Annotated in this window: 15 protein-coding genes; 3 read left to right on the top strand and 12 right to left on the bottom strand. The window is 32.3% G+C overall.

Features of this window, described 5'->3' with window-relative positions:
- Positions 1–83: 83 nt before the first annotated feature.
- Entirely contained in the window at positions 84–800 is a 717-nt protein-coding gene (locus IM744_RS05300) for a hypothetical protein (RefSeq protein WP_194507064.1), read from the top strand.
- Here IM744_RS05300 and IM744_RS05305 read toward each other — a convergent pair.
- Genes IM744_RS05305 through IM744_RS05320 form a run of 4 tightly spaced genes read right to left on the bottom strand, consistent with a single transcriptional unit; the run spans position 797 to position 5900 of the window.
- A complete protein-coding gene (locus IM744_RS05305) occupies positions 797–2200 on the bottom strand; it encodes a TolC family protein (RefSeq protein WP_194507065.1) in 1404 nt (467 codons plus the stop codon). The two genes, IM744_RS05300 and IM744_RS05305, sit on opposite strands and share 4 nt — an antisense overlap.
- A gap of 1 nt (position 2201) precedes the next feature.
- Positions 2202–3554, bottom strand: coding sequence for an HlyD family secretion protein (locus IM744_RS05310; protein ID WP_194507066.1), 1353 nt, complete (start codon positions 3552–3554; stop codon positions 2202–2204).
- A 4-nt stretch (positions 3555–3558) separates the two neighbouring features.
- Positions 3559–5223: a peptidase domain-containing ABC transporter gene (locus IM744_RS05315; protein ID WP_194507067.1), complete on the bottom strand. Its 1665-nt coding sequence runs from the start codon at positions 5221–5223 to the stop codon at positions 3559–3561.
- Positions 5223–5900, bottom strand: a complete 678-nt coding sequence (locus tag IM744_RS05320) for a TetR/AcrR family transcriptional regulator (protein ID WP_194507068.1) — start codon at positions 5898–5900, stop codon at positions 5223–5225. Before IM744_RS05320 ends, IM744_RS05315 begins: the two co-directional genes overlap by 1 nt.
- 165 nt (positions 5901–6065) lie before the next feature.
- Between IM744_RS05320 and IM744_RS05325 the strand changes: the two genes are divergently transcribed.
- Complete coding sequence (locus tag IM744_RS05325) at positions 6066–6527, top strand: cold-shock protein (RefSeq protein WP_194507069.1); 462 nt, start codon at positions 6066–6068, stop codon at positions 6525–6527.
- Positions 6528–6609: 82 nt separating this feature from the next.
- Here IM744_RS05325 and IM744_RS05330 read toward each other — a convergent pair whose 3' ends face one another.
- The 4 genes from IM744_RS05330 to aroB form a co-directional block, all read right to left on the bottom strand.
- On the bottom strand, positions 6610–7182 hold the full coding sequence (locus IM744_RS05330; RefSeq protein WP_194507070.1) for a pseudouridine synthase: 573 nt from the start codon (positions 7180–7182) through the stop codon (positions 6610–6612).
- A 188-nt stretch (positions 7183–7370) separates the two neighbouring features.
- A complete protein-coding gene (locus IM744_RS05335; RefSeq protein ID WP_194507071.1) occupies positions 7371–9695 on the bottom strand; it encodes a type IA DNA topoisomerase in 2325 nt (774 codons plus the stop codon).
- A 159-nt stretch (positions 9696–9854) separates the two neighbouring features.
- Positions 9855–10514, bottom strand: coding sequence for a hypothetical protein (locus IM744_RS05340; RefSeq protein ID WP_194507072.1), 660 nt, complete (start codon positions 10512–10514; stop codon positions 9855–9857).
- 77 nt (positions 10515–10591) lie between these two features.
- Complete coding sequence (gene aroB, locus IM744_RS05345; protein WP_194507073.1) at positions 10592–11662, bottom strand: 3-dehydroquinate synthase; 1071 nt, start codon at positions 11660–11662, stop codon at positions 10592–10594.
- Positions 11663–11732: 70 nt separating this feature from the next.
- Between aroB and IM744_RS05350 the strand changes: the two genes are divergently transcribed.
- Positions 11733–12905 (top strand): proline dehydrogenase family protein, encoded by a 1173-nt coding sequence (locus tag IM744_RS05350; RefSeq protein ID WP_194507074.1) that lies wholly within the window; start codon positions 11733–11735, stop codon positions 12903–12905.
- 102 nt (positions 12906–13007) lie between these two features.
- Here the strand turns inward: IM744_RS05350 and IM744_RS05355 are convergent, their stop codons facing one another.
- From IM744_RS05355 to IM744_RS05370, 4 genes are read right to left on the bottom strand one after another with little or no spacing between them, the layout of a single operon-like run.
- Entirely contained in the window at positions 13008–15356 is a 2349-nt protein-coding gene (locus IM744_RS05355; protein ID WP_194507075.1) for a GumC family protein, read from the bottom strand.
- A gap of 18 nt (positions 15357–15374) precedes the next feature.
- The gene (locus IM744_RS05360) at positions 15375–16175 is read right to left on the bottom strand and encodes a polysaccharide biosynthesis/export family protein (protein ID WP_194507076.1); all 801 of its coding nucleotides are present in this window, start codon (positions 16173–16175) and stop codon (positions 15375–15377) included.
- 25 nt (positions 16176–16200) lie between these two features.
- The gene (locus IM744_RS05365; protein ID WP_194507077.1) at positions 16201–18093 is read right to left on the bottom strand and encodes a polysaccharide biosynthesis protein; all 1893 of its coding nucleotides are present in this window, start codon (positions 18091–18093) and stop codon (positions 16201–16203) included.
- On the bottom strand, positions 18090–19214 hold the full coding sequence (locus IM744_RS05370) for a DegT/DnrJ/EryC1/StrS family aminotransferase (RefSeq protein WP_194507078.1): 1125 nt from the start codon (positions 19212–19214) through the stop codon (positions 18090–18092). Before IM744_RS05370 ends, IM744_RS05365 begins: the two co-directional genes overlap by 4 nt.
- Positions 19215–19269 lie beyond the last annotated feature (55 nt).

A 19269-nucleotide genomic window follows, 5' to 3' on the forward strand; every position in this document is an offset into this window, starting at 1 on the left:
TTATTTAAATAATTAAGTTTTTAACACGTTACATTTGAGATTAGGTATAGTTTTTGAATTAGCTATACTAAACGATACTATTGATGAAAAAGAACATCCTTTTATTATTTTTCACCCTATTTGCGTTGCAAGTCTTTGCGCAACCAGATACTAATGAGAAAAAGTCAATAAAAATTCCAGCTAAAGAAACAGAGAAAAAAGATACAACTTCTGTTAAACTAGATATTAAACCTAACTCTAAAATAGGTATTACTAAAACAAAAAAGAACATCGCAGGTATTACGATTCCTAAAGAAAGTAAAGAGTCTGCTACAAAGCCGAAAAAGGAATTCTCAATGATTCATGACAATGGATTAAGAAATCCGGGAGAACTTTTTCAGGAAAAATTTAATAAGGTAGCAGTAGAGCAAGGTCTTAAAATTGAGACTATGGCAGATGTCTTTCTAGGTGAAATTAGAAGTAATGGTGCTTTTGTTAGAATTGTTTGTCGTGATCATGAATATCCAGATGGAGATTTAGTTCAGGTAAAAGTAAACGATGATATTATTGTTCCAAGATTATTATTAACTGGAGGTTACAAGGGGTTTAATGTAGATTTAAATGTAGGAAGCAATAAAATTGAATTTCTCGCTTTAAATCAAGGAGACTCAGGTCCTAATACTGCAGAGTTTATTGTTTATAATGATAATGGTACTGTAGTTTCTTCAAAAAAATGGAATCTTCTCACAGGCGTAAAAGCAACAATCATAGTGCTTAAAGACGCTAACCCAATTACTGAAAAGGAGCCAAAAAAGAATTAAAGATTTTCTAAATCTCTAGACAAGCTATTAAACAGTTTCGCTTTTGCAGTCAAATATTTATTTTGAACTTCTAATGCTTTTAATTGTGTATCGATTAAGCTTTTTTCACGAGAATTAATGAGAAATAACGAGCTTTCACCAAAGCTAAATTTGCGCTCTTCTGCACTTAGCATTGTTTTGTAATCTTTTACGATATCGTCTATAAGATCATTTTGAATTTCAAAAGATTCCAATTCTCTGTAAATAGCTAACACTTTATTCTGAATCATAATTTTAGCATTACTAATATCAAATTGCGCATCTTGAAGTTTAAACTTTGCGAGTTTTAAATCACCGCGTTCTTTCCGAAGAAAAAGAGGAAAAGCAATACTAAACCCACCTTTATATTGGTTTGTACTAAATGATCTTGCAATATCTGGATCTTGTGTTAAGAAATTATATTGCACATCAACTTTTGGTAATAATTTGTTTGCTTTTAGTCGTTTGTCTACTTCTAGTCCTTTAAACTTATAATTAAGAGAACGTAGTTTTGGATGATTTTCTAAAACGAAATCGGTTAATGGTAATCCAGAAATTTCTAAAACATCATCTACAGAATCCTCAATAAAAGCGTCAGGAATAACATTAGGTTGCAATTCCACAGGAATCTCATCATTCAACCATAAATAAGTAGATAAATCTAGAGAGGCTTTCATCAATTTTACTTTGGCTTGCTCTAAACCAAGCGTTCTGTTTTTTACTGTAATACTAGCTTCAACAGAATCTATTGTGGCTTTGTCACCATTTTCGACACTTCGCTTTACACCTTTAAATCTAACTTTTGAATTCTCTAAAAATTGCTCATATATTCGAGTTTCATTATAAGCTTGTAGCCAATTAAAGTAGGCGAGAGAGGCATCAAATAGTATTTGATTGACCAAAATTTCTCTATCTACAACGGTTTGCTCTCTAAAGAGTTTTGCTTTCTTTAAATCTGCCATGCGCTGATTAATAAACAGACCTTGACCTAAGGATGCCGAAATTCCTGCGCTGTATAACCCATCTTCTGGAACAATCGCTTGCGGATTCAAAAATACACCATCATTTTGTTCAAAATTACCTTTAAGCTCAATGCCATACCAAGTTGGAATTTTGAAGGTCGCATTTAACTGATCAAAATAGTCTATGTTTTTAAAGGTTTTTCGTTCGTTATCTACTTCAATTTTAGGGTCAAACGCACCACGTGCTTTCATTAAATTAGCTTGACCAATTTGTATCGTCAATTCAGCTTGCTTAGCAATAGGATGGTATTTTTTTACATATCCTAAATACTCACTAAAACTCAATGTGATAGAATCTTGAGTTTGTGCAAAGGATAATGATGTAATAAATACAAATATGATGAGTAGAGATTTATTCATTTTATTTCTCTTTTTTAGTTTGTGAAGTACCTTCTGGTTGATAATAATTAGGGGGAAATCCGTTAAGATTTCTCCATAATTCAAACCAAATTGGGACATCTTCTAAAAGTGCAATTGTTTTTGCTCCAGAACCGACTCTTATGGCTTCAGGCCATTCATAATCTGTTTCATCTGGAGCTAAGAGGATTCTAAATTTTCCGTTATCACTAATAAAATTTTCTATAGCAACTACTTTGGCGCCATACGTTCCGTAGGAAACATTAGGCCAACCGCTAAAAATAATTGCAGGCCAACCGTCAAACTGGACACGAACTTTTTCATTGAGGTGAATTAGAGGTAAATCAATAGGATTTACAAAAGTTTCAACAGCTAAATCATAGTTTGAAGGCATAATCCCAACAAGGCGTTCACCTTCTTTGAAAGTTTCACCAATACCACCTTTTAAAGCTTTATTGATATAACCATTTTGAGGAGCTTTGATATAATACATATCATTTCGCATCTCGTAACTCGTGTAATCACTTTCTAACTTTGTGACTTGTGCTTCGGCATCAAAACCATTAGATTCAGCTGTGAATTTATCGCTCTGTGCTTTTGAAATTTTATCTGAATACTCAGCTCTCACACGATTAATTTCTACCATAGCATTTAATACTTCATTTTTTGAAGCGAGAAATTTATTCTCTTGAGAAATTAATTTGGATTGTGATTCTTGAAATTTAGAACGTTTTTCTTCTAATTGCGTTAAGGATTTAAGGCCTTCTTCATATAGTTTTTCAATTGCTCCAATTTGTCGTTCTGCAATACCCAAATTGATTTTTACAGCTTCTAAATCGATACTATCACTCTTCACTTTTAATTTAGACTGTAGTAATTTATTTTGAGCTTGTTGTAATTTTAAACCACGTTCTGTACTTAAAGCTCCAATTTGATTATTAAGTGCATTAACTTTAGATCCATAAGAACTAACAGAGGCTTCTTTAGCCTTAATTTGTTGTCCTGTACGATTTACAAGATTAGGGTCAAAATATTCGTTTTTTACTTCGGAAATAAACAATATCGTATCTCCTTTCTTAACAAAATCACCTTCTCTAACGTACCATTTTTCTATACGTCCTGGAATTACAGATTGAATTGTTTGCGGTCGTTGGTCTGGTGTTAATGTTGTCACACTACCACGACTATTAATGTTTTGCGTCCATGGTAAAAACATGACTACAAAAACGACGATTGCAAATGCTAGTAAAAAGCGATTAAAATGCTTAAAATGTCTTTTATGGAATACCTTTTTAACCGACTTATAAGAAGATAAATCAACTTTTGTATTTAGTTTATTATTAGAAATATTAAGCATAATCTTAGTTGTTTGACACTATTTTACCTTGTTCTAAATTTATAATTCTTGTGCAGTTATTTTTCCAATCCAAATTGTAACTCACTACGACTAATGACCATGGATTATTTCTATCTGTCAAGAATTTCATAATACTATGAGCTTCTTCTTTTTCAAACTGGTCTAAAGGGTCTTTGAGTAAAAGTAGCTTAGGCTTTTTAAGGATACTTCTTGCTAGAACTATTTTTTTAGAAACCGTAGAGGAGAGTCTTTGACCTTCAGGGTAAAGAATGGTATTTAAACCTTTAGCTTGAGATTTGACAAACGCTATTAGTTTTGTTTTTTCTAGAACAAAATCAATATCATCATCAGTAATATTTGGATCTCCAAAAGTTAAGTTCTCTCTAATTGTACCTTCAAAAGGCGACTCTTCTGGTAATGATTGTCCGATGTTTGCTCTATAATCATTTAATTTAATGCCTTGTAATGCAACATCATTAATGTAAAGTACTCCAGAAGTTGGTTGGTTGATACCAGCAATTAATTTTAGTAATGTTGTTTTTCCTGAGCCATGTGATCCATGAATCATGATACGGTCTTTGGCATTAATTTTAAAGGATACATTGTCAATAATAGGTTTCATCATATCTGGAACGATATAACTCAAACTGTCTAATTCTAATGTAAAAGCTTTGGTCTCACTAATACTTCCGCCATCTTGTGGTTCTAATTCTTTGTCAACTACTTGACCTAACTTTTCAATAGATGTCAATACATCGTAGAACGACTCTAAACCTAAGATTAATTTTTCAACAGAATTTATGACTAATAGGATGATGATTTCCGCAGCAACAAATTGTCCAATATTCATTTCTTGATTCAATACTAAAAAACCACCAATAACCAATAAACCAGCAGTTACAAGGACTTTAAAGCCTATTAATTTGATAAATTGCTGTACTAATACTTTAAAATGACTTTCACGAGCATCTAAGTAATTAGAAACTAGCTCGTCGTTTTTTTGTAGCGCCAAACTTGTTCTGCCAGAAAGCTTAAAACTCAAGATTGAACGTGCGACTTCTTGGATCCAATGTGCAACTTTATATTTTTGTTTAGACTCGTCTAAGCTTGTGTCTAATCCTCGTTGAGCCGAAAACTTAAACACAATATATATTAAGAGAAGGAGTAAAATTCCGTAGATAATAAAAAATGGATGATAGAAAGACAGGAGCATTAATCCTAATATGATTTGAAGTAATGCAGCAGGAAAATCTATTAATATTTTTGATAACCCTTTTTGTACGGTTAATGTGTCAAAAAAACGGTTGGCTAATTCTGGCGGATAATAATTACGTAATTCGCTCATTTTTATCTTCGGAAATCGATAGGCAAATTCAAACGATGATCTCGTAAATATTTTTTGCTGTACGTTCTCAATAATTCGCATTTGCATAAGTTGAAGTAAACCAACAAAAGCAACACCAAGAGTGACCAAAATAACGAGAACAATCCAAGAACTGCTTATTTGTGCACCTTGAAGAAGATTTATAATTGCTTGAATTCCTAATGGTAGTGAAAGGTTTACTAGTCCAGCAAAAATCGCATAATAAAATACCTGTCTAATATCTTTTCTATCTAATTTTAAGAGTCCGATTAAACGTTGCCAGGAAGTTAAAATAGTTTTTGTCATTATTGGTTTTTTAAAGCATTAGATACTAAATGCCTGAAATAATCTGAAGGTTGTGTCTCATCATTGCAATCTGTTAAAGATTTAAAATGGTCCTTTAAAAAATGCTGATGTAGTGCGCCTTCAATAACTGTACTTGCCAAACTATGTGGAAACTTATAAGTGGAATTTACTTCAATAATTATGTCGCGTAGTCGTGTTACTAAACGTTTATAAATGGCAAAATAACCGTCTTTATTCTCTACATCTACTTCTTTTGTTAAATAGGATTTAGAATATTCGTTAATAACGACACGACTTAATACAACTTCATCAATATGAGTGAATGTTGAATCAGATTCAATGGTCCTAGTCAATACGTTAATTGCTTTTTCTAATTTTTTATTGGGATTAGAGATATTGGTTATAGAAAACACGAGTTGATATTCTAACCAAGCCCAATACCAAGATGTTAAATAGAGTAGGAGTTTATGCTTACTATCAAAGTACCTATAAATTGAACTTTCATTAGATCCAATGATGACTCCTAGTTTTTTAAAGGTGAAGCTATCAAAGCCAATGTCGTCTATGAGCTTGATACTGTGTTCAATAATGCGTTTACCTAGATCTGAAGATTCAGGATCTTTTAGATAAATTTTATCATTGATGTCAATTTTAAGATTTGATAGTAAAGTTTTCATAATAATATTATTTACACGCAAATATAATAGTAATACTATTAATATTGTGTTTTTTAACGTTTGTTAACTAAATTATTATAGGACTTTGATAAATTCACAGAATAGCGTATCTTTGTCTATTGGCGCTCTATACGTCATACAATTTAAAACAAGAGAATATAAAGAATGGCAAAGTCGCAACAGACATTTAGTAAAAGTGAAAAAGAAAAGAAACGCTTAAAAAAGCGTGAGGACAAGCGTAAAAAAATGGACGCGCGTAAGAAAGAACAAGAAGACAATGGAGGAGCTGAAAGCATCCCATTTGCTTACGTAGATCAATTTGGTAATCTAACAGATACTCCACCAGATCCAGCAGACAAAGTTAAAGTTAAGGCAAAGAACATCGTTCTAGGTGTGCCTAAAAAAGAAGATATCGAAGAAGAAGAGTACGATCCAATTAGAAAAGGTAAAGTGTCTTTCTTTGATCATTCTAAAGGTTTTGGTTTCATTATTGACACAGAAGACCAGGAGAAATACTTTTGTCACGTTAGTGGTTTAATTGACGAGATAAACGAAAACGACAAAGTACAGTTTGAATTAGAAAAAGGGAATCGTGGTATGAATGCGGTTCGTGTGAAAGTGATTTAAAGTTTGTACTACATATTTTTAGATATGTTAAGAAACAATAATATTAAGAGCCAAAATTGAATATATTCAATTTTGGCTTTTTTTATAAAATTTGATCTAGTTCTTGTACGCTTCCCATATCTAAATTTAATAACTTAATCTTTCCCACTCGAACTCTAACCAAACGCAATGTTGGAAACCCAACTACAGCAGTCATTTTACGTACTTGTCTAAATCTACCTTCGTTTATGGTGAGTGAAATCCAAGTGGTTTTTCCATGACGTTCATCACGAATTTTTTTTGCCCGTTCTGGGAAATCTGGAGAACTTTCTAATTGAAAAGCTTTGCAAGGTTTTGTGAGGTAAGTTTCGCTTTGGTGACTAATTTCTACACCATTTTGTAGTTGATTTATAGCTTCTGGTGTAATCTCACCATCCACTTGCACATAATATTCTTTATCGGTTTTAGAACTTGTGATTTCATAGCTTACTTTACCGTTTGTTGTAAGTAGGAGTAGGCCTTCAGAATCTTTATCTAATCTACCAATTGCCATCGTACCTTCTGGGAAATCGTGTAATTCTCCTAAGAATTTCTTATTGATTTCGTGTTTGGCGTTGGTTTGAAACTGACTTAAATACCCATAAGGTTTAAAGAGTTTGAAATGGCGATGATTCATGTATGAGTTTCTTGTTTTCCTGTAAGGTTTTTAAAACCTTGTAGGTATTCTGGCTTTCTTGGTGTTTTTCATTAAAAACTATAATTGTTTTGATATTGGAGACAACACCAATATTGAAAATATTTCTATTTATATCTACAAACCTACAAGGTTTTCAAAACTTCGCAGGTTAATTTTTAACTTCACGATTAACTTTCGCCTTTTAAAATAGCATACACCAAATCTTTAGTAAGCTTTCTATCTTTTGCCTTTTCACGAATAGCATCAAAAGACATTTTAAAATCACAACCTGATTTATAGTCACTACAACCATAAGCAGTTTTGCCTTTAATGATATGTCCTTTATTACATTTCGGACAGTTAATCACATCCGAATTTTGTTCTGATTTTTGTTCTTCGGAAATTTTAGTTTTTCCTTTTTTTGCTTCTAAAACCAATTTGAAGCTTTCATCAAAACGCAATAAACCTTCAGTCGTTCCAGTTTCCGAAGTGAACCCTTTTAAATTTACGGTAGATCCTTTTTGTAATAATCTAATGAATTGCTTTTCAGAAAACTTCTTTCCGTAGTTCTCAAAAGGCATCACAAAATCACATCCATTTTTAAATGCACTACAACCATAAGCCGATTTTCCTTTTAAAATAGACCCTTTTTTACATTTTGGGCACGTTTCCGAAGTAATACCAGCAGCTACTTTTTTCTTGGTTTTTGCTTGTCGTTGTTTCACAACGGTTGCTTGTGAGATATTGGCACGCTTGGTTTCACTACGAACATCATAAACCAATTCATCAACCATTTTTTTCATGTTTTTGATGAAGAGACTTGCACTATATTCGCCTTTTTCTATGTCTTTAAGTTGTTTTTCCCAAAGACCAGTGAGCTCAGCAGATTTCAATAATTCACTTTGTATCGTATCTATAAGCGCAATACCTGTAACGGTTGGGATTAATTGCTTCTTGTTACGTTTTATATATTGACGTTTAAATAAGGTTTCAATAATGTTTGCTCGTGTTGATGGTCTACCAATCCCGTTTTCTTTCATTAGGTCGCGAAGCTCGTCATCATCTACTTGTTTACCTGCAGTTTCCATAGCACGTAGGAGTGAGGCTTCTGTAAATTGATTTGGTGGTTTGGTTTGTTTCTCTAAAAACGATGGCTCATGAGGACCTTTTTCGCCTTTTGTAAATGTAGGTAAGGTGTCTTTCTCTAATGTATTTGATGATGGCGATTTTCCGAATTTAAAAACAACCTTCCAACCGTCTTTTAAAATTTCTTTTCCTGTGGTTTTAAAATTAACATCTGCAGCTTTACCAATAACTGTTGTATTTGAAACATCGCAATCTGGATAGAACACTCCAATAAAACGTTTCACGATAATGTCATAAACCTGCTGCTGATTGTATTGCAGATTGATTTGAATTCCCGTTGGGATAATCGCATGGTGATCTGTTACTTTTTTATCATTAAAGACCTTAGCCGATTTCTTTATTTTTTTGCCTAAAAGCGGTTGTGTTATCTCAGCGTATTTTGTGAGTTTTTCAAGAATACCGTGAACTTTAGGATACACATCATTTGGTAAAAACGTGGTATCAACTCTTGGGTATGTCACGACTTTTTGTTCATATAACTTTTGAACGATTTTTAAAGTCTCATCTGCAGAGAAACCAAATTTTGTGTTACAGTACACTTGCAATCCTGTAAGGTCAAAGAGTTTTGGAGCGTATTCTTTACCTTTCTTTTTTGTGGTTGATACAATTTCAAAATCGTCTTCTTTGACTTTGTTGGCTAGGATTTCTCCATCTTCCATCTTGAGAAAACGACCTTCCTCATAAGCGAAAAGTGTATCGCGATACATCGTTTGTAGTTCCCAATAAGGTTGAGGCTTAAAATTTTCAATCTCTTTAAAACGATTCACAACCATTGCCAATGTTGGTGTTTGTACACGACCAACCGATAAGACTTGTTTATAACCACCATGTTTTACAGTATATAAACGCGTTGCATTCATTCCCAGCAACCAATCTCCAATGGCACGAGAAAATCCTGCGTAATAAAGATTATCATAATCTTTAGAATCTTTGAGGTTTTGAAACCCTTCTTTAATCGCTTCTGTTGTTAATGATGAAATCCATAAACGTTGCACTTTACCTTTATAATTGGCTTGATCTAAAACCCAACGTTGTATGAGTTCTCCTTCTGTACCAGCATCACCACAATTGATGACTAAATCTGCGTTGTCAAATAAGGACTTTACAATGTTGAATTGTTTTTTAATCCCAGTATTGCTCACCACCTTAGTTTTAAACTTTTCAGGAAGCATTGGTAGGTTATTAAGATCCCAACTTTTCCAATACGGTTTATAATCGCTTGGTTCCATTAATGTGCAGAGGTGACCAAAGGTATAAGTTACAGCATAGCCATTGCCTTCATAGTAACCATCACGTTTTGTGTTGGCTCCAAGAACTTGCGCGATTTCTCGTGCTACGCTAGGTTTTTCGGCAATGCAGACTTTCAAAATATTATTTTCTTCGGAAATTTAACAGACCTGCAAAATAGTGAATTGCGCTTATTTTTTGTCAGGGAATTGTTGGGAGTTATTAACTAAATCTGTGTATTTTTTTTGATTAAGCTAAAAACAGTAATTTTTGATATACGATGTTATACCTTGTTTTTCTTAATTAATTTTAGTTGAGATGACAATTAAACCATTATTATCATAAATGCCAAGACTACCATCACTTTCAATCATTAAATATTCTCCATCATCATTATCATAGGTAAATTTGTCTTTTCCGTTTTCATTTGAATATTCCAAATCTCTATTTGTATCATATTTTCCGTCATCTAGCAACGATTTCATTTTATATTTTTCTCCAATTTTATATATCAGATGTGAGGATTTTGTGTGAGGTGAATCATCATACCATTTTCCAATAACTTCGGAGCTTTCTTTTGGAACTTTTATATTCTTCAACGTTTCAGCAACTACATTTTTAATTCCATTAATTTTTATTTCAAGGTTAGGATTATATGAAGCATTAGCCCAACCTAAAAGTGAAGGTCCCATTTTTGGTAGGAGATAAGAAATATAAAGAAGTTTATTCTGGTTATATTCTATTCTTAAATATTCTGCGATTTCAGTTATTTCATCTTTTGTAATTTCTTTTGGTATTCTAATATAGATTCTCGTTTTGTAAGTTTCAATGCTACCTTTTTCATAAGCTTCTATGTTAATTACTTTACAATCATATTTATCGAGTATATCTTCCTGATTACAGGATATTAGAGTTAAAATAAAACTTATGAGAATTAACTGAATGTTTATTTTTTTCAATTTTTAATAAGGTATAACTAGTTATATACCAACAAATATAGCATATATCCAATATTATTTACTGGATATACCAAGTTTTACAACTGTTTGTAATACTCAAAACTTCTAATAATCAATTCATTATCAACCAAGCAATCAATTTTAGGTTTTCCAATAGTATTTAGTAATACAAAGTTGATATTCCCATGCTCATTTTTCTTATCGTACTTTAAAAGCTCGATAATGGCATCATAATCTGATGAATCAATAATAACTGGTTTGTAGATGTTCTTTAAAGCCTTAGTGATGTATTCTAGATCCTGTTTTGGTAGGTTTAGAATTTCCGCAGAAATAAAACATTCTAAAATCATCCCAATAGCAATGGCTTCGCCATGTAATAATTCTTCTTTTTCGGGATGGCTTAAAAAATAGGATTCTATGGCATGACCTAAAGTGTGACCAAAATTAAGATGCTTGCGCTCATTTTGCTCAAGAGGATCTTTGGTAACAATGGTTTTCTTGATGTCTACAGATTCATGAATTAATTCATCTAAATCGTTAAGTGTAAGTTTTGATAAGTCTGTTAATTTATCAAAATAGGCTTTATCGACGATGAGACCGTGTTTTAACATTTCGGCTAAACCAGATTTCATTTGATTTTGAGGAAGTGTATCTAAATATGAAGTGTCGATGATGACCATATCTCCAGAGCTAATTACTCCAACTTGATTTTTAAGAGCACCTAGATCTACACCAGTTTTTCCGCCAACTGAAGCGTCAACCATTGCTAATAATGAGGTTGGAATGTTGATGTATTTGATACCTCTTTTGAATGTACAGGCAACAAAACCTCCAAGATCTGTGACGACACCACCACCAAGATTTAGCATAAGGCTTTTGCGATCTGCACCAAGATCTGACAGTGCATTCCATACACCAACGCAAGTATTTATGGTTTTATGTTGCTCACCTGCTTCAATTTCTATGACTTCTATGGCGATTTTTGTTTCCAATTGTGCCATAAATTTAGCTAAACAGAGTTCGTGGGTATTAGAATCTACCAAAATAAAAATCTTAGAAAATTGGTGGTTTTCTATGTAGTTATTAAGCTCTGTATATGCTTTTGTGTTGAAGTGGACTGTGTATGTTTTAGTTTCAATAGAATTCATGCCGAAAATTAGCAACTTTTAATAACATATTACCTAACGAATAATTATTTTTGTTATATATTTTTAACATATGAATACAACCACTCTTTTTGATAATACTGAAGTTGCTTTTGCACTCAAAAATGACTCGCAGTTAGAACGTGCTTATTTTTTATTTAAAATGATCTCTTATGAGCCAATGGTTCGCATTGGAACTGCAGCGACAAATTTCGCACTCAAAGCACATTTACCTGTTGAAGGATTGATACGTTCTACGGTTTTTGATCACTTTTGTGGTGGTGTTAATGAGGAAGATTGCTTACCAGTGATTGATAATATGTTTACCAAAGGTGTGAGTGCTGTTTTGGATTACTCGGTAGAAGGGAAGGAAGTTGATTCTGCTTTTGATGATTGTAGAGATAAAATTTTAAAAATTATCAGGTTTGCAGATGAAAAGGAAGCGATGCCAATTGTGGTATTTAAACCTACTGGGTTTGGACGTTTGCATTTGTATCAAAAATTAGGAGAAGGGAAGACTTTAACTTCTGAAGAAAAAGAAGAATGGGACAGAATCGTAGCTCGTTTTGATATGGTTTGTAAACTTGCTAAAGAGAAAGATGTAGAAGTGTTGATTGATGGCGAAGAAAGTTGGATGCAAGATGCTGCAGATGATCTTTGTGAGGATATGATGCGAAAGTACAACGTGACGAAGCCTGTTGTTTATAATACATTGCAGACGTATCGTTGGGATCGTTTTGATTATTTGAAGTCACTTCATGAACGTGCAAAAGCAGATGGTTTTAAAGCAGGTTTTAAAATTGTACGTGGTGCTTACATGGAAAAAGAACGTAAGCGAGCAGAGGAGAAAGGATATGATTCTCCAATATGTGAAAGCAAATTGGCTACAGACGATAATTTTGATACTTGTATGAGTTATATCTTAAATAATTTGAATGATATTTCTCTTTTTATAGGTACGCATAATGAACAAAGTTGTTATCTAGCTATGACCATGATGGATGAAAAGGGTATCGAAAAAACGGATAATAATGTGTGGTTTGGCCAACTCTACGGAATGAGCGATCACATAAGTTATAATCTCGCATCGCAAGGTTATAATGTTGCTAAATATGTGCCTTTTGGACCTGTAAAGGATGTGATGCCTTACTTGATTAGAAGAGCTGAAGAGAATACATCTGTCGCAGGACAAACGAGTAGAGAGCTTAATTTACTTAAAACGGAAAAGAAACGACGTAAGTTGTAATATTTTTTCTTCGGAAAATTGCTTGGTTTTAAATTTGTTGAAATTTCCGAAGTAAAAAAAATGAGATTAAAATTTGAATTTTAATCTCATTGATTTAAGGTTTTAATTTTTGAAATGATACCATTTCTTTTTTCTAGTAGGATTATTTCCGTAGCCATAACCATAGCCTTTCTTTTTAACACTACCATTAAGTAGCGTTACCATATTTGGCAAACGTTTTTCTTCATACATGGTTTGTGCTACATGTAATTGACGTTTATCTATATTATTAGCACTAACGACATAGATAAAGATATCTGCGTGATCACTTATTAAAAGCGTATCTGTTACTAAACCAACAGCAGCAGTATCGACGACGATATAATCATAATCTTTTTTTGCATTGTCAAAAAGATAGTTGACACGATCACTCATGAGTAATTCTGCAGGATTAGGCGGAATTGTTCCAGATGGAATCACGTCTAAAAACGGATTATCTGGTACACTAATAGTGACATCTTTTATTGACAGGCTTTTATCTGAAATGAAATCTGTTAATCCTTTTTTTGGTGTTATTTTCAAGTAATCATTAACTCTAGGAACACGAATATCTGTTTCTATTAGGAGTACTTTCTTTTCTGAATATGAAAATGAACTAGCAAGATTAGTTGTTGTATGAGATTTTCCTTCTTGAGCTGTTGTTGATGTTACAAAAATGACTTTGCAAGGATGATCATTTTTTTGAAGCATAAAATCAACATTTGTTCTAATGATTCTAAATGCTTCTGCCTTTGGGGAATAATCTACTTTTTTAACAACTTGTAATTTACCTTCACCTTTAGGAATATCTCCAATAAAAGGTGCTTTAATTAAACGTTGTACATCTTCTTTTGTGTGTATTTTAGTATCTATTAAATCCTTAACATAAATTAATGATATAGGAATGAAAAGCCCTATTAACATTGCAGATAGATAAATGATTTTGTTTTTTGGTGCAATAGGACTATCACTTGTATATGCAAGGTCAATCACTTTTGCGTTAGCAGAAGACATACCTAAAGTAATGGCAGTCTCTTCACGCTTTTGTAATAAGTATAAGTATAATGATTCTTTGATGCCTTGCTGGCGCTCAATACTCTTAAATTGTCTTTCTTTAGTTGGTGCATTGTATATTTGACCACGAATTCTAGAATTTTCTCTATTTAAATTATTAAGAGTAATTTTATTAGTAGATATTATGTTCTCGATACTTTGATTTAGATTACCTTTTAAGGCATCAATCTGGTTATTTAACTTAACTACTGTTGGGTTTTTATCACTAGAATTTTTTAGAACTTGGTTACGTCTTGATACCAATTCGTTATAGTTATTTGTTATTTGCGAAACATTGCTGTCTGTAATGCCAATATCTGCTGGTAAAAAATCTGATTCTCTATTGTCATTATTAATTTCATCATTCATGAATTCTGCCAACTGCAATTGATTGCTAGTTTGGTTAATTCTATTTCCAATTTCGCGCTCACTTTCTAAAAAGATGTTGGATTGTGATCCTAAAGCGGTAAGCCTGTTATTTTGTTGAAGATTTTCTGCTGTGAAATCAACTTGTTCTAATTCATTTGATACAACGTTTAGTCTATTGGTAATAAAGTCTGAAGTTATTTGAACAATCTTCTCTTTGTCTTTTATGACATCTTCATTGTATTTCTCAATCACTTTATTAAGTATGAGACGAGCTTTCTCTTTTATACTTTGATTAATCGATAATTTTATAACGTTTGACTTTTCTGTAGTACCAATTTGTATAGCAGAAAGATAGGATTCAACCACACTGTGTACTGGGCTAATATTGATTTCTACAAATGAATTTGGACTAGAACCATATATACCAATATTTGGAGTTAAAACAAATTCTCCAAACGAAGCTTTTACTTTCTCACCAAAACTGTGTGTTGTTGTTCCTCCATCATCAAACTCAAATAATTTATTAGTATTGACCCTTGAAAGCTCATATTTTTGAGCAGATATTATTTTTATATAAAGTGAAGCGCTCAAGTTTTGGAGGATAGAATCACTCATAAAAAAGTTGATGCTAACTGGAGGATTAGAATAAACCTCTTCTTTCTTTACTTTACCAGTCACATAAATCGTTGTGTTTAGTTTAAGCTCTTTAACAACCTGTGTAATGATAGACCTAGATTTGATAACTTCAATTTCGTCTACAACATTTGGTAGAGCACTTCCTCCTAATCCACCATTTTGGAGAGAAGAAATTTCAGATAAACTACGTGAATTCTCATCTTCTTTTAATTTAATTGTAGCGCTCGCTTGATATAGAAACGTACTATATCTAATTTTCAAAAAAGCAATAGCGAATGCGATAAGTAAACAAACTAGAATGAGTTTCCATTTTGATAGGTATAACTCAATTAAATGTATGATAGAGTCTTTATTTGTAAGTTGATTTTGAGACATGATATGTTTTAAACTTTATTAGTTTCTAATTATAAAGATAGCTGCAATTGTAGCCAATGTTGATATAGCCGAAATTAACACACCAGTATTTGGGTTATATGTTGATGTTTTAATTTTTGCATTATTAGGCTCAACATAGATAATGTCATTTTGTGAAAGATAATATACTGGAGAATTTACGACGTTAATAGAGGTTAAATCATATTTTGCATACTTCTTTTTCCCGTCAACTTCACGTATTAAAAATATATTATCTCGCTTTCCATAGATGGTTAAATCTCCAGCTAAACCTAAGGCTTGAATTAACGAAATTCGTTCGCCTTGCACAATATAATTACCAGGTTTGTTAACTTCTCCATTAACTGTAATTGTGAAGTTTACAAGTCTAATGTTAACGATGAATTCATTAACGTATTCACTAATTATCTCTTTAAGCATGGTCGTCGCTTCTGTTCTTGTGAGTCCGCCCATTTTAATGGTTCCAAGTGTAGGGAATTCAATATTACCTTGAGGGTCTAATAAATAAGTTTGTCTTACAACTGTACCTTGTTCTGTAGCTCCTCCAACTGTATTATAAGAAATCGCAGGTAAGTTAAAGGGAAGAACTGACTCTATATTTTGAGAAGTAACGTCAATTGTTAAAATATCATTTGGTTTATATCGTATCTCAAAATTATTATCTAATTCACTTAAACTTTGATCTGTAATTGGTTCATCTTGAAAGTATACTAAATCTTTTCTAGAACCACATGATGTTAAAATGATTATGGAAGATAAAATGATTAGTGATTTTGATAGAGATATTAAATGTTGACGCATCATATTTAGTTTGATTTGAGTGTGCTTATTTTTTAGAATCAAGTACTTCGTATTTAGAGTTGTTAGAAATATATTCTGGAATAATATCTTTAATTAATGCTACAATTTCTAAATTTTGTGATTTTGTACTAACAGCGCATAAATTAGAAATTTTATCACTAATTGTAAGTGCGTCGATTTCTTTTGTTCTGGCTATCATTATTTTCTCATGGTAAGTAGGTCTTGTATTCTCACCATCTGCTAGTAGTTCTTCATATATTTTTTCTCCTGGTCTTAAACCAGTAATTTTAATATCAATATCTTCTGGGTATCTAAGACCAGATAGTATTATCATGTTTTTAGCTAAGTCATGAATTTTTACAGACTCACCCATATCAAATACAAATATTTCTCCACCATTACCCATTGTAGCAGCCTCTAATACAAGTTGACATGCTTCGGAAATGGTCATAAAATAACGTGTAATATCTCTATGAGTTACAGTTAGAGGTCCACCATGGTCAATTTGCTTTTTAAATAATGGAATTACAGATCCATTTGAACCTAGCACATTTCCGAAGCGCGTGGTAATAAATTTTGTTTTACCTTTTCCTTGTAAGCAATTTACATAAAGCTCAGCAATACGTTTTGTTGCACCCATTACATTGGTAGGGTTAACCGCTTTGTCTGTAGAAATGAGCACAAATTTATTCACACCATATTTTACAGAAAGACTTGCCATGTGACGTGTTCCTCCAATATTCACGCTTACTGCTTCATAAGGATTGTTTTCCATTAAAGGTACATGTTTGTAAGCAGCAGCATGGAAAACCATATTAGGTTTATATTGCTGAAAGAGTTTTTCCATACGTCTAAAATCTCTCACATCAGAGACTATAGCTATGAAATTCTTAATACCATTTTGCACAAACTCTTGTTGTAATTCGTAAAGAGGAGACTCTGCAGTATCAACAAGTATTAATTTTTTATAATTATAATTTGTTGTTTTTCTAGCAATTTCACTACCTATAGAGCCTGCAGCACCAGTAATTAAAATGATTTGATTGTCATATTCATCTAATAATGCAGGATTAGTAATTGAAATTGGATCTCTACCTAAAAGGTCTTCAATATTTACTTCTTTAATTTGACCTACACTTAAATCACCATCAATCCAATGTTGAATAGGAGGAACAATCTTGACCTTTAAACCAAGCTCAAATAATAGACCTGATATTTGTAAAAGCCTTGAAGACTCAATATTTTGAACAGAAATAATGACTTCTTCAATACTATGCTTTTCAATAAAAGCAGATGTAATCTTATCAAGACTATAAACAGTTAATGTGTTTATTTTTTTACCGATTTTACGTTCATTATCATCAATAAAACCAATAATCTTGTGACTATTTGTTGGGTCATTAGAAATTGCATCATAGGTGATCATCCCAGCACTTCCTGCTCCAAAGATTAAAACTCTTTTTTGTGTTTTAAAATCTTGCATCAATTTATTGTACACAGATTTTATAAAAAGTTTAGAGCCTACAAGAAAAAGAATGTTGAGTAATAAATGAATATATATGATTGAACCAGAAATATTAAAAATACTCTCATAGTTTAACCTTCTACTAAAAAAGGTAGATATAATAAGAATGGTCGCAAGAATATTAACACCAATGATAATATTGATAACGTCTTTAAAACCAGTAAATCTAACAACACCTTTATAAGATCCAACAAAAATAAAACTAATCAGTGCTGCCAAAAACACAAAAGGAATTTGCTTAAACATGACTACCCAGTCAAAGTCTATAATAAAATTAAAACGGATGACATATGCAGCAATAAATGTGAAAGCAACAATGCTTAAATCAAAAAGCATTACTAGCCACTTTGAAGCATATTTATTTGATATGTCTTGTAATAATTTTTTAATCATGCTCTAAAATACGTTTTTATTGCAGATGTTACTCTATTTAATTCGATATCAGTTAAGTTTGAGCCACTTGGCAAACATAATCCTTTTTTAAATAAGTCATCTGAAACACCATTAAGGTATTTAGGTGCATCTTTAAAAACAGGTTGTTGGTGCATTGGTTTCCAAAGCGGTCTAGTTTCAATATTTAAAGCATCTAAACTTGTTCTAATGCCTTCTCTAATCTCTTCGGAAGGTGTAAGGATACAAGATAACCAACGGTTAGAATAGTAACCTTCTGGCTCATCAACAAATTTTATTTCTTCTATGTTTCTGAAACTATTTTTATAATGCTCGTAGTTAGCTCTTCTAGCAGCCACACGATCATCAAGAACTTCCATTTGACCTCTTCCAATACCAGCTAATACATTAGATAATCTATAATTATAGCCAATTGATGAATGTAAGTATTCAACAGCCTTATCTCTTGCTTGAGTTGCAAGGAAAACAGCTTTCTCTTTAATTTTAATGTCTTTAGTCACTAAAGCACCTCCACCAGAAGTTGTAATAATTTTGTTACCATTAAATGATAATATTGAGATGTCTCCAAATGTACCACACTTAATAGATTTGTAAGTGCTTCCTAAAGCTTCTGCACTATCCTCTAATACGGGAATACTATATGCCTTTGCTATTTTATGCACCTCATCAACTTTATAAGGCATTCCGTAGAGATGAACAGATATAATTGCTTTAGGCTTTTTTCCTTTGCTTATACGATCTTTAATTGCAATTTCTAGTTGTTCTGGGCAAATATTCCAAGTGTCTTTTTCACTATCTACAAAAATAGGAGTAGCACCTTGATATGCAATTGGGTTGGCAGATGCAGAAAATGTTTTACTTTGACAGATAACTTCATCTCCTAAACCTACATTCAATAAAATAAGACCTAAATGAATAGCAGATGTACCAGAACTAAGAGCAGCAACCTGAGTATCTTGCTTGAGATAGTTTTGAATGTCACTTTCAAAACCATTAACATGAGGTCCTAATGGAGCAATCCAATTTGTCTCGAAAGCATTATTTACATAAGATTGTTCTTTTCCACTCATATGTGGAGATGACAACCAAATTTTTGATTCCATAATATATGTTAAGTAAGTTAATTACTATTCAATTACTATTGTTTAGCGAGGGATT

Origin of the sequence: Psychroserpens luteus (assembly GCF_015319355.1) — a bacterium.
In the GTDB taxonomy this organism is placed as follows: domain Bacteria; phylum Bacteroidota; class Bacteroidia; order Flavobacteriales; family Flavobacteriaceae; genus Psychroserpens; species Psychroserpens luteus.